At 68.3% G+C, this 12,198-nt stretch carries 11 protein-coding genes; 3 read left to right on the top strand and 8 right to left on the bottom strand.

What is annotated here, in order from left to right; translation table 11 throughout:
* Positions 1-86: 86 nt before the first annotated feature.
* The 8 genes from EV657_RS04840 to EV657_RS04875 form a co-directional block, all read right to left on the bottom strand.
* Entirely contained in the window at positions 87-1,259 is a 1,173-nt protein-coding gene (locus tag EV657_RS04840) for a M20 aminoacylase family protein (RefSeq protein WP_134077292.1), read from the bottom strand.
* A 3-nt stretch (positions 1,260-1,262) separates the two neighbouring features.
* On the bottom strand, positions 1,263-1,733 hold the full coding sequence (locus EV657_RS04845) for an L-2-amino-thiazoline-4-carboxylic acid hydrolase (RefSeq protein ID WP_134077293.1): 471 nt from the start codon (positions 1,731-1,733) through the stop codon (positions 1,263-1,265).
* Positions 1,734-1,749: 16 nt separating this feature from the next.
* Positions 1,750-3,054, bottom strand: coding sequence for an NAD(P)/FAD-dependent oxidoreductase (locus tag EV657_RS04850; protein WP_134077294.1), 1,305 nt, complete (start codon positions 3,052-3,054; stop codon positions 1,750-1,752).
* Positions 3,051-4,697, bottom strand: coding sequence for an aminotransferase class V-fold PLP-dependent enzyme (locus EV657_RS04855; RefSeq protein ID WP_134077295.1), 1,647 nt, complete (start codon positions 4,695-4,697; stop codon positions 3,051-3,053). The genes EV657_RS04850 and EV657_RS04855 overlap by 4 nt, the downstream gene beginning before the upstream one ends.
* Positions 4,698-4,708: 11 nt before the next feature.
* Positions 4,709-6,346, bottom strand: a complete 1,638-nt coding sequence (locus EV657_RS04860) for an ABC transporter ATP-binding protein (RefSeq protein WP_134077296.1) — start codon at positions 6,344-6,346, stop codon at positions 4,709-4,711.
* A complete protein-coding gene (locus EV657_RS04865; RefSeq protein ID WP_075784079.1) occupies positions 6,343-7,221 on the bottom strand; it encodes an ABC transporter permease in 879 nt (292 codons plus the stop codon). Before EV657_RS04865 ends, EV657_RS04860 begins: the two co-directional genes overlap by 4 nt.
* Positions 7,218-8,201, bottom strand: coding sequence for an ABC transporter permease (locus EV657_RS04870; RefSeq protein ID WP_113669522.1), 984 nt, complete (start codon positions 8,199-8,201; stop codon positions 7,218-7,220). The genes EV657_RS04865 and EV657_RS04870 overlap by 4 nt, the downstream gene beginning before the upstream one ends.
* Before the next feature lie 66 nt (positions 8,202-8,267).
* Complete coding sequence (locus EV657_RS04875; RefSeq protein ID WP_134077297.1) at positions 8,268-9,875, bottom strand: ABC transporter substrate-binding protein; 1,608 nt, start codon at positions 9,873-9,875, stop codon at positions 8,268-8,270.
* 196 nt (positions 9,876-10,071) lie between these two features.
* On the opposite strand from EV657_RS04875, the gene EV657_RS04880 reads away from it, so the two are divergent.
* From EV657_RS04880 to EV657_RS04890, 3 genes are read left to right on the top strand one after another with little or no spacing between them, the layout of a single operon-like run.
* Positions 10,072-10,794, top strand: a complete 723-nt coding sequence (locus EV657_RS04880) for an SDR family oxidoreductase (protein WP_134077298.1) — start codon at positions 10,072-10,074, stop codon at positions 10,792-10,794.
* A 28-nt stretch (positions 10,795-10,822) separates the two neighbouring features.
* Entirely contained in the window at positions 10,823-11,683 is an 861-nt protein-coding gene (locus EV657_RS04885; RefSeq protein WP_134077299.1) for a VOC family protein, read from the top strand.
* The gene (locus tag EV657_RS04890; RefSeq protein ID WP_113669519.1) at positions 11,680-12,195 is read left to right on the top strand and encodes an Lrp/AsnC family transcriptional regulator; all 516 of its coding nucleotides are present in this window, start codon (positions 11,680-11,682) and stop codon (positions 12,193-12,195) included. Before EV657_RS04885 ends, EV657_RS04890 begins: the two co-directional genes overlap by 4 nt.
* Positions 12,196-12,198: the final 3 nt, after the last annotated feature.

Here is a 12,198-nt window from a genome sequence, read left to right on the forward strand (position 1 = left end):
CCCGGCTCGGCCAGCGCGGGGGCCTATGCGGCGGGATTTAGCCCGGGCGAGGGAATTGCCCAGACGTCCAGCTGCCCGAAGGGAGATCAGCCCGCGACCGGCAGACGCTGGCGGACCAGCGTGGTCCAGTAGGAACAGCCCCAGCCGATGGCCTCGTCGTTGAAATCGTAGCGCGGGTGGTGCAGGCCCTGGCTCGGCCCGTTGCCGATATTGATCAACGCGCCCGGCACCTCGTTCAGCATGAACGAGAAATCCTCGCCCCCAAGGGTCGGCGGCATGTCGGTCGTGACCGCCTCGTCGCCCGCGACCGCACGCGCGGCGGCTGCGGCCAGATCGGTCTGGGCCGCGTGGTTCACCGTCACCGGGTAGTGGCGGATATACTCGACGCGGCCGGTCGCATCGCAGGCTGCGGCGATGCCCTCGACCATCTGCTTGAGCCGCGCCTCGATATGGTCGCGCACCTCCTCGCGCAGGGTGCGCACGGTGCCGGTGATCGAGATGTCCTGCGGGATCACGTTGAACGCATCGCCCCCGTGGATCGAACAGAGCGACACCGCCGCGCTGTCGATCGGGTCGATGGTGCGCGAGGTCAGGGTCTGAACCGCCTGGATCACCGCCGCCGCGACCGGCATCGGGTCGATGGTGGTGTTCGGCCGCCCGGCATGGCCGCCGCGGCCCGAAACGGTGATCCGTACCTCGTCGACCGAGGCCATGATCGGTCCCGGCGCGATGGTGAACTGCCCGACCGGCAGGCCGGGCCGGTTGTGCATCCCGTAGACCTCGTCGCAGGGCCAGCGGGCGAACAGCCCGTCCTCGATCATCGCCTTCGCGCCGGCGCCGCCCTCTTCGGCGGGCTGGAAGATCACGATCACGGTGCCGTCGAAGGCCCGGCTGTCGGCCAGATGCCGCGCCGCGCCCAGGAGCATCGCGACATGCCCGTCATGGCCGCAGGCATGCATCTTGCCCGGCACGGTCGAGGCCCAGTCGGCGCCGGTCTCCTCGCGGATCGGCAGCGCGTCCATGTCCGAACGCAGCCCGATCATCCGCCCCGAGGCATTGCTCTGGCCCCGGATCACGCCGACGACGCCGGTCCGGCCGATGCCCTCATGCACCTCGTCGACGCCCGCCGCGCGCAGCGCCTCGGCCACCTTCGCCGAGGTGCGCGGCAGATCGTACAGCAGCTCGGGATGGCGGTGCAGGTCGTGGCGGAATTCGACCAGTTCCGAGATGTGCTTGGCGACCCAGTTCTCGACGGCCATCCTTCAGTCCTTCTTCTTCATGCGATACCGGAAATCGCAGTGGCTTGCGCCCTGCATGATGGTCTGGGTGCGGGTCATCTCGATCTCGGGATTGTAGCCGATGCAGAAATCGCCATCGCGGTTGCAGGACAGCAGATGCCCGATCTCGCCGATCCCCATCTCGCGATACATCTCGGCATAGCGGCAGCGGGTGACGTTGAAATCCATCTTTTCCGACGACATCTCCAGCGGCTCGATTTCCAGCGCGTCTTCCTTCGTCCAGTTCGGCAGGATCGCGGCGTAGTCCACCAGATCCGGGGCGTGATCGAGACCGGCGGCCAGCGCCCGGCCCTGCTCGATCGCCGAGCGCGAGCAGGTCTCGCCGATCACCGCCTCGGCCTCGGCCCGGCCCGAACGTTCCGAGATCACGTCGAAGGCATGTTTCAGGATCATCGCCTCGATGCGGCGGCGTTCGAGGATCGGCAGGTCGTTCATTCTCTTGGCTCCTCGCTCAGAGATCGGGTTCGGTCAGGTCCTTGCGGCGCAGCCAGGCCAGATAGGCCGGGGCCATGCGGGTCAGCAGGGCGTGATAGGGGAAGGCCTGCGGCTCGGTCACCGGCAGCGCCAGCCCGCGCGGGTCCTCGCCCGCGACGGCGCGCGCCATCTCGCGGCCAAGCGCCGTGCCCAGCGCCACGCCGCGCCCGTTGCACCCGGCCCAGGCCCAGCCGTCGGGGCCGAGCTTGTGAACACGGGGGAAGCGGTCCCAGTTCATCGAGAGATACCCGGACCAGACATGGGTCATCTTCGGCACGCCAAGCTCGGGGAAGGCCTCGGCCAGGTTCCGCGCGGCCTTGGCCTCGGCCCGCCCGGCATCGTTCCAGCCGGGAATGATCGCGGCACCGGTGATCAGCCGGTTGCGCGCGTCATAGCGGAAGAAGCGCAGATCGCCCCGGGTGTCCGACACCGCTTGGCGTCCGGGCAGGATCCTGGCGCGAAGGTTCTCGCCCAGCGGTTCTGTCGCCATCTGCCAGGAATGGACGGGGATGAAGCTGCGTGCGATCTTCGGCGCAAGCCCTGCGGCCAGCTTGCCGGTATAGGCATTGCTGGCCAGGATCAGCGCGCGCGCCCGGACCTTGCCCGCCGCGGTCGCCGCGACCCATTCGGCGCCCTGCCGCTCGAACCATTTCACCGGGCTTTGTTCGTGGATCACCGTGCCATGGCTTTCGGCCGCGCGGGCCAGCTCGCGCGCCAGCGCCAGCGGGTTGATATGCCCGCCGGTGGGCGCATACATCCCGCCGTGCCAGAAGTCGCTGCCCAGGATCTGGGCGGTTTCCCTGGCATCCTTCAGCGACACGTCGAAGCCGAAGCGGCGCCAGGCCTCGACCCGCTTTTCGCTCAGCTTTACGCGGCCCGGCGAATGGGCGGGCTGGAACCAGCCGGTCTGTTCGGCCTCGGCCTTCAGCCCCTCGCGGCGCACGATGTCAAAGAGCAACCCCGCCGAACCGCCGATCAGCTCGGCAAAGCGCCGCCCGGTCTCGCCGAAGCGGGCGACCCAGGCATCGGGCTCGGCGGCGGTCAGGGTCGGGATCACCTGGCCATTGTTGCGCCCCGAGGCGCCCCAGCCAACCGCCTGCCCTTCCAGCAGCACCACCCGCTTGCCCTCACGCGCCAGATGCAGCGCCGCCGACAGCCCGGTAAACCCGCCGCCGATGACGACCGTGTCGGCCTCGACGGTACCCGCAAGCGGGGGCGCCGGGGTCCGGGGGGGCGCGGTATCGGCCCAGAGCGAGGGCGGAAAGGTCACGGGATCGGTCATGCCGGGGTCTCCTTGTCGGTCAGGGCGGCGGCGACCTCTTCGGGCAGCCAGAACCAGCGCAACGCCTCGTCATCGGCGTCAAGAGCGGTCCCGGCGGCGGCCGAGGCCGCAGCGCGGCCCTTTTCGACCAGACGCGCCGCCTCGGCAAGGCAGGTCTCGAAATCGGGGGCGGCCGCGTCGTCCTCGGGCATCGCCCAGAGATCCGAGAGGCGTTCGGGCGGCGGCGCTGGCTCGGCGCCCAGCGCGCGCCAGACCCCATGCGCGACGTCCAGCCGGTACAGCGGCAGCAGCGCCAGCCCGTTTCGCGCGATGAAGACCAGCGCCCGGGCCAGCCGGTCGACATCCTCGTCCGAGAAGAAGTAGTTCACCCCCAGCCGCACCCAGCCGGGTCGGAAGGCGGTATGGCCCCGCGCGACCGCCTCGGAAAAGCGGTGGCTGCGGGCGTCGTCGATGTCCAGCAGATGGTGCCCATAGGGCCCGGCGCAGGAACAGCCGCCGCGCGCCTGGATGCCGAACAGATCGTTCAGAGCCGCCACGACGAAGCCGTGATGCAGATGCCGCGCGCCGATGCGGATGTTGAACGAGAAGATCCCCAGCCGGGGCGCGTTGCGCGGCCCCAGAAGCTCGATCCCCGGCTCGGCCGACAGCGCCGCCTCGAGCCGGGCGCGCAGCTCGCCCTCGCGCGCCTCGATGGCCTCGGCGCCAAGCTCGGTCTTCAGCGCCAGCACCATGCCCGCGCGGATATTGCCGACGATCGAGGGCGTGCCCGCCTCTTCGCGCGCCTCGACCGCCTCGACATAGCATTGCTCGGCCGCGCTGACGAAGCTGACCGTGCCGCCCCCGACCACCGTGGGCCGGGGCGTCGTCAGCAGTGCGCGATCGGCGATCAGCAGACCCGAGGCCTCCGGCCCGCCCGGAAACTTGTGCGGCGAGACCAGCGCCGCGTCGATCCGGTCGCCCGCGCCCGGCGCGCTTTCGGCCATCCGGACCGCGACATAGGGGGCGGCGGCGGCGAAATCGATCACGCACCAGCCGCCCGCCTCGTGCAGAAGCCGCGCGACCGCGCGGATATCGGTGCGGATGCCGGTCACGTTCGAGGCCGCCGAGAATGCCCCCACCATCAGGGCCGCATCCGCATGGGCCGCGATCTCGCGCCTCAGCGTCGGAAGGCAGATCGCGCCCGCCGCATCCAGCGGAATGCGCACCAGCCTCGCCCCGCTCTCGCGCCAGGGCAGGTCGTTCGAGTGATGCTCATAGGGGCCTACGAAGACCACCGCCTCGGGGCCAAGCTGCCCGGCGGGCCCGCCCATCTGCAGCGCCCGGACCAGCTTGTCGGCGGCGCCGGTACTGCCCGCGCCGCAGAAGATGACGGCATGGGCCTCGTCCGCGCCCATGCCCTCGCGCACCGCCGCCCGCGCCAGTTCGCGCAGTTCCGTGGTGCGGCGGCCGGTATAGGAGGTTTCGGTATGGGTGTTGCCATAGACCGGCAGCACATGGCGCCGGATCGCGTCCTCGACAAAGCCCAGCGCCCGGCCCGAGGCGACATAGTCGGCATAGATCAGGGCGCGCGGACCGAAGGGGCCGGGAATGGCGGCACCCTCCCCGATCAGGGCGCGGCGGATGTCTTCGAAATGCAGTGACATGGGAAGGTCCTTCAGGCGGCGTCCGTTGCCAGGTCGGGCGGCGTCCAGCCACGGCCCGGGATCGAGGCCAGAAGCTGTTGCGTATAGGGATGGCTCGGCGCGGCAAAAAGCTCGGCGGTGACGCCGGTCTCGACGATCCGGCCCTTCTGCATCACGATCACCCGATCGCAAAGCTGGGCCGCGACCCTCAGATCGTGGGTCACGAACAGAACCGACAGGTCGAGCCGGTCGCGCAGGTCGGCCAGAAGCTTCAGCACCTGCGCCTGCACCGACACGTCAAGCGCCGAGACGGGTTCGTCGGCGACGATCACCTTCGGCTCCATCGCCAGCGCCCGGGCGATGCCGATCCGCTGGCGCTGCCCGCCCGAGAATTCGTGCGGATAGCGGGTGGCGGCGGCGGGCGACAGCTCGACCAGCTCCAGCAATTCGCGGGCACGCGCCCGGGCGGCCTTCGGGTCGGCGCCATGGACGATGGGCCCCTGCGCGATCAGGTCCTCGACCCGCTTGCGCGGGTTCAGCGAGGCCATAGGGTCCTGGAACACCATCTGGATATGGCGCCGCATCTCGCGCAGCTCGCGCGGCGAACAGGCCAGCAGGTCGGTGCCGTCGACCTCGACCGCACCGCAATCGGATTCCAGCAGCCGGGTCACGATCCGCGACACCGTGGTCTTGCCCGAGCCGCTTTCTCCGACGACGCCCAGCGTCTCGCCCCGGCGCAAGGTGAAGGACAGGTTGTCGACCGCCGTCACCGGCGCGCGCTTGCCCGAAATCAGGCTGCCGCGCGCGGCGAAGGTCTTGACCAGCCCCTCGGCCCTCAGAACCACCGGCGCATCCCGGAAATCGCGCGGGCGCGGCGGCACCAGTGCCGGGATCGCGCCGATCAGCGCGCGGGTATAGGGATGTTTCGGCCGGTTCAGCACCTCGGCGGCGGTGCCCTGTTCGACCATCTCGCCCTTGCTCAGCACCACCACCCGATCGGCAATCTCGGCCACCACGCCGAAATCGTGGGTGATGAAGAGAATGCCCGCGCCTTCCTTTTCCTGCAGCTCGCGGATCAGCTTGAGGATCTGCAGCTGGGTGGTGACATCGAGCGCCGTGGTCGGCTCGTCGGCGATGATCAGTTTCGGCTCGCAGGCCAGCGCCATGGCGATCATCACCCGCTGCCGCTGCCCGCCCGAGACCTGATGCGGATAGGCATGATAGACCGACCGGGGGTCGGGGATATGCACCAGATCGAGCAGTTCCAGAACCCGCGCGCGCCGCGCCTTGCGGCCCAGCCCGGTGTGCAGCCGCAGCACCTCGTCGATCTGCCAGCCCACCGTCTTCTGCGGGTTCAGCGCGGTCATCGGCTCCTGGAAGATCTGGGCGATGCGGTCGCCGCGGATCTGCTTCATCTCGCGCTCGGACAGCGCCAGCAGATCCTGGCCCTCGAAGCGGATCGACCCTTCGGCGACGCGGACATGGGGTTCGGGCAGAAGCCGCATGATCGCGCCCGCGGTCAGCGACTTGCCGGACCCGCTTTCGCCGACCAGACAGACGATCTCGCCGGGGTTCACGCTCAGGTTCAGCCCGTCGAGCGCGAAGGGGCGGTCGGACCCCTTGGGCAAGGCGATCTTGAGGTCGCGGATGTCGAGAACAGGATCGGTCATTGTTTCTTCTGCCTCGGGTTGAGCGCGTCGTTCAGCCCCTCGCCCAGCAGCGAAAAGGACAGCACCGTCAGCACGATGGCGATGCCGGGAATGACGGCGCAGTACCAGTCGGTGCGCAGGACCGCGCGGCCCTGCCCGATCATGTTGCCCCAGCTGGCATGGTTGGGATCGCCCAGCCCCAGGAAGGCCAGCGCGCTTTCCAGAAGGATCGACAGCGCCATGATGACCGAGGCGTAGACGATTACCGGCGGCAGCGCGTTGGGCAGGATCTCGCGAAAGATCAGCGCCCCGTTCGAGACGCCCAGATTGCGCGCCGCATCGACGAATTCGCGGCTGCGCAGCGACAGGAACTCGGCCCGCACCATCCGCGCGGGCGCGGTCCAGGACACGATGGCGATGGCGAGTGTGATATATTCGATGGACGACCCCAGGATCGCCACCAGCGCCAGCAGCAGCACGAAATTGGGGATGGTCTGGAAGGCCTCGGTCACGCGCATCAGCACATCGTCAACCCAGCCGCCGAAGAAGCCCGCCAGGGCGCCCACGACGACCCCGATGGCAATCGACAGCAGCGTCGCCAGAACGCCTACCAGCAGCGAGATCCGCGCCCCGTGGAACAGCTGGGCCAGGATATCGCGGCCGAGCTGATCGGTGCCAAGCGGCACGGCCCAGTCGGTGAAGGGCTTCGTCAGCGGGTCTCCCGCCCGGCGCAGCGGGTCGGTGGGCTCGATCAGCCCGGCCGTGGCCGCCATCACCAGCACGGCCCCGAACAGCACCAGCCCCAGCAGGGCGGCGCGGTTGCGGGCGAAGCGGCGCCAGAGCGCGACGGCGGGGGCGGCCTCGGCGCGCGGCAGGTCTGTGGTCGCGGCGGTCATTTCAGGGCGATCCTTGAATCGAGGCGGGCGTACAGCAGGTCGGTGAGGAAGTTCACGATGACGACGATGATCGCGCAGAGGAAGATGATCCCCATCAGCATGTTCATGTCGCGCTGGATCACCGACTGATAGGCCAGCTGGCCGAGCCCCGGCAGCGCGAAGATGGTCTCGACCACCACCGAGCCCCCCAGCACGGTCGAGAATTGCAGCCCCAGAAGCGTGACCACCGGCAACAGCGCGTTGCGCATGATGTGATGGATCATAAGCCGGGTCTCGCCCGCGCCCTTGGCCCGCGCGGTCCGCACGAAGTCGAGATCGGCGACCTCCAGCACGCTGGCCCGCATCAGCCGCAGATAGAAGGACAGGTAGATCAGCGACAGCGCCGCGGTCGGCATGATCAGGTGCAGCACGACGTCGATCACGTGATCCCAGCCGGTATAGAAGGCCGCGACATCGCTCAGCCCGCTGACCGGCAGCCAGCCCAGCTTGACCGAGAACAAGAGGATCATCATCAGCGACAGGAAGAAGCTGGGCGTCGCGTAGAAGATCAGCCCCAGCGTCGAGATCGCATTGTCGGTCAGCGAATAGGCGCGCCGCGCGGCGATGGCGCCGAGGCCCACACCGATGGAAAAGGCAAGGCTCAGCGAGGTGCCCATCAGCATCAGCGTGGTGCCGAGCCGTTCCCACAGGATCGCCGCCACCGGCTGTTCGTAGACGAAGGACCAGCCGAAATCGAACTGGATCAGCTTGGCCATGTAGCGCCCGAGCTGGACCCAGACCGGCTGGTCGAGCCCGTATTCGGCGCGCAGCCGGGCGATATAGGCGGCATCGGCGCCGCCCATGTCGCCGACCAGCGCATCGACGGTATCGCCGGGCGCCAGCTTCAGCAGCAGGAAGGTGCCCACCATGATCAGGATCACCACCGGCACGGCCTGCAAAAGCCGCCGCAGCGCGTAGGTGAGGACTTGGGTCAGTTGCATGTCGGAGGTTCCGGAAGGGGGGGCCAGGCCCGGACGGTCGCGCCGCCCGGACCCGGGGTCATCGGATCACTTCTCGAGCCAGAGATCGTACCAGCTCGACGAGTTCCAGCGCGGGGTGTTGTGGTGGTTGTGGAGCTTCTGCGAGGTGACCGAGATGAAGGGATGCTCGATCGCGAAGATCACCGGGATCTCTTCCATCGCGAGCTTCTGGATCGCGTGATAGTCCGCGGCCCGCTGGTCGGGATCAAGCTCGGCCTGGGCCTCGTCGATCATCCGGTCCATCTCGTCGGACTGCCAGCCGAACTGGTTCGACCAGGGGGTTCCCGCAGGCGAGCCCGAGCGCAGCCAGACCATGGTCGAGACCGCCGGGTCCGACCGGAACTGATGCCAGCCGTTCGCGGTGTCGAAATCGTGGTCGCGATAAACCCCGTTCAGGAAGCCCGGCGCATCGTTCGTGAGGATCTCGACCTCGATGCCGATCTCCTTCATCGCCTGGGCGAAATACTCGGCCCAGAGCTGGGTATACTCGCCCCAGGGCGCCGGCCGGTGGCGCAGCTTGAACCGGATGCCGTCGGGACCTTCGGGATGGCCGGCCTCGTCCAGCATCTTCTTGGCCAGCTCGGGATCGTAGGCATAGGTGGTCACGTCATCGGTGTAGTTCGCGCCGCCAGCGGACGGGATCGGACCCCGGCCCGGCTTGGCATAGCCGCGCATGATGGTCTTGATCGCATAGTCGATGTCGAGCCCGTGATAGATCGCCTGCCGCACCTTCAGATCGGCGAGGATCGGGTTGCGATGATTGAACTCGACGGTCGAGTGGGCGACGTTGTTCTCGTAGCCTTGGGTCCCGACATCGAAGCCGTCCATCTTCGAGAACCGCTCGATATCGGCCATCGAGACTCCGTTGAAGCCGGATTCGTGGATCTCGCCCGCCTCGATGGCCGCCGCCGCCGCCGACTTGTCGGGGATGAAGCGCCAGACGATGCGGTCGAGATAGGGGTATTCCTTGCCGCGCCAGTAATCGTCGTTGCGCCCCGCGATCACGTATTGCCCGCGCTTGTACTCGACGAACTTGAACGGCCCGGTGCCGACCGGCGCGGTATTGTGCTCGTTCCGCATGATGTCGGTGCCCTCGTAAAGATGCTTGGGCACCGGATGGCCGAGATCGGGCATCGCCGCGACGAACAGGTCCAGCGGCATCGGCTGCGAATAGTTGAACACGGCGGTATGGGGATCGGTGCAGTCGACCGACTCGAGGTATTGCTGCAGCGTCGAGGAATAGTTGAGCAGCGGCTTCCACAGCTCCATCGCCGAGAAGGCGACGTCGTCGCAGGTGAAGGGTTCGCCATCGTGCCAGTTGACGCCCTCGCGCAGATTGACGGTGATGTGCAGCCCGTCATCGGTCGAGGACCAGTCTGTCGCCAGCACCCCCACGGGGCCGTCATAGGACTTGTCGATCAGCGGCTCCATGATCTTGCCGGTGATGTTGTAGACCCCGGTCGAGGCCCGCAGCGCGGGATTCAGGATGCGCTGTTCCGAGGGCATGTGGATGATGGCGGTGCCGCCGTGCCGGGGCTCCTGTGCCGCGGCGGGTCCCGCCAGGGCCGAGACGGCAGCCCCGGCCAGAAGCCAGCCCCATGCCGATCCGCAGGCCGATCTGCTGGTCGTGATCATGTCGAAATCCCTGTTGTTATGGTCTTGCCATCCGGGCATGCGCCCCGGAAGCGTCCGCCCGACCAAAAAGCGGCAACCCGACAGCAACGTCAATGCAAATTTTGCGCTTCGACGATGATTATCGGAAGGACATCCTACCCTTTTGGCTATACTGCGCGAAAACATTCCCTCATACTTGCGGAAAGGGTGAACAAATATGCAGAACTGTGTCTGGATCACGGGCGCCGGTTCCGGAATTGGCGCGGCCATGGCGCGGGCCTTCGCCGGGGCGGGCTACCGCATCGCGCTGACCGCGCGTTCGGAGGACCGCATGACCGCGCTGGCCGAGGAACTTGGCGGCCCCGGCGACCGGCTGCGGGTCTTTGTCGGCGATGTCACCGACCGGGCGCGCATTCTGGCAATTGCCGAAGAGATCGTCCAGTGGGCGGGGCGGATCGACGTGCTGTGCAACAATGCAGGGCTGAACGTGCCGCTCCGGCGCTGGGACGAGCTTGACTGGGACAGCTGGGACCGGGTGATCGCCACCAACCTGACCGGCGCGCTGAATGTCATCGCCGCGGCGCTGGGGCCGATGCGGCGGCAGAAATCCGGCGTGATGATCCATACCTCGTCCTGGGCCGGGCGGTTCCATGCGCCCTTGGCGGGCGTGCCCTATGGCGCCTCGAAACACGCGCTGACCGATCTCAGCGCCAGCCTCAACGCGCAGGAGGGCGAAAACGGCATTCGCTCGACCGCGCTTTGCCCGGGCGAGGTGGCGACGCCGCTGCTGAACGGACGGCCCGGCTTCGACCCCTCCCGCGCGGCCGAAGTGATCCAGCCCGAGGACGTGGCCGCACTGGCGTTGCAGGTCGCGGGCATGAACCCCAATGTCGCGATCCATGAAATCACCTTTGCGCCGGTGCTGCGCGCGCCCCGCTGACCCGCCTGTTGAACTGAAGGAGCTTCCGATGAGCCATCCCGTAAAAGGCGTCGACCACGTCTTCCTGCTGGTCGAGGATCTCGACCGGTCCGCCGAGGCCTACCGCCGCCTGGGCTTCACGCTGTCGCCGAAGGGCCTGCACAGCGCGGCCAAGGGCACGGCGAACTACACCCTCATGTTTCCCGCCGATTACATGGAGCTGCTGGGCATCGTGACGCCCACCGAGGGCAACGCGCCCCGGCGCGAGGCTCTGGCGCGCGAGGGCGAGGGGCTGCGCGCGGTCGCCTGCCGGATCGACGATGCCGACGCCGCGAAGACCGCGCTCGACGCGCTGGGGATCGCGACCGCCGAGGTCGGGCATTTCGAGCGCCCGGTGCCGCTGCCGGGCGGCGGCACAGCGCCCGCGGCCTTCGCCACCCTGCCCTATGCCGAGGCCGAACTGCCCTTCGGGCTGGTCTTCATGTGTCAGCACAAGACCCGCGAGACGGTCTGGCTGCCCGAGCTTCTGACCCATCCGAACCGCGCCTGCGGCCTGGGCGCGATCTTTGCCCAAAGCGCCGATCCCGAGGCCGCGGCCGCCCGGCTGGCCCGGCTGTTCGCCGCCGGAACGGTCGTGCCCCTCGACGGCGGGGCCAGGGTCGAGACCGGCCCGGACTCGGCGCCGATACTCTGCCTGACCGGGGCCGCGCTGGCCGCGCGCTTTCCCGGGATCGATCTCTCGGCCCTGCCCGCCGAGGGTCTGGCGGGGCTCGCCATCCGGTCGGAGGACATGGCGGCGACGGCAGCCTGCCTGACCGGGGCCGGGGTCGCGCCGGTCGAGACCGCGGCGGGGCTGGCGCTGGCGCCCGCCGACTGCGCCGGGGCGGTGCTGGAGTTCGTTCCCGCATGAGCACCGGCCGCAAGACCCGCGGCGCGGACCGGAAATCGGGCGAAACGCCCGATTTCGACGAAATCGACCGCAAGATCCTCGAGATCCTGCAGCGCGACGCCGATCTGGCGGTGAACGCGCTGGCCGATATCGTGGGGCTCAGCCCCACCCCCTGCTGGCGGCGGATCAAGCGGCTGGAAGAGGCGGGCGTGATCAAGGGCCGGGTCGCGGTCGTCGATCATGCCCGCGCCAATGTCGGCATGACGGTCTTCATCGGCATCACCGCGCCCCGCCACGAGACGTCCTGGCTGAACAGCTTCCGCGCGCTGATCGACGACATCCCCGAGATTGTCGAGGCCTACCGGCTGACCGGGGCGACCGACTATATCCTGAAGGTCGTGGTGCCCGATATCTCGACCTATGACCGGGTCTACAAGACGATGATCGAGCGGCTCGATTTCTCGCAGATCAATTCCTCGATCTCGATGGAAGAGCTGAAATTCACCACCGCCGTGCCGACCAGCTATCTGTAACGC

Origin of the sequence: Rhodovulum visakhapatnamense (assembly GCF_004365965.1) — a bacterium.
GTDB classification, from domain to species: Bacteria; Pseudomonadota; Alphaproteobacteria; order Rhodobacterales; family Rhodobacteraceae; genus Rhodovulum; species Rhodovulum visakhapatnamense.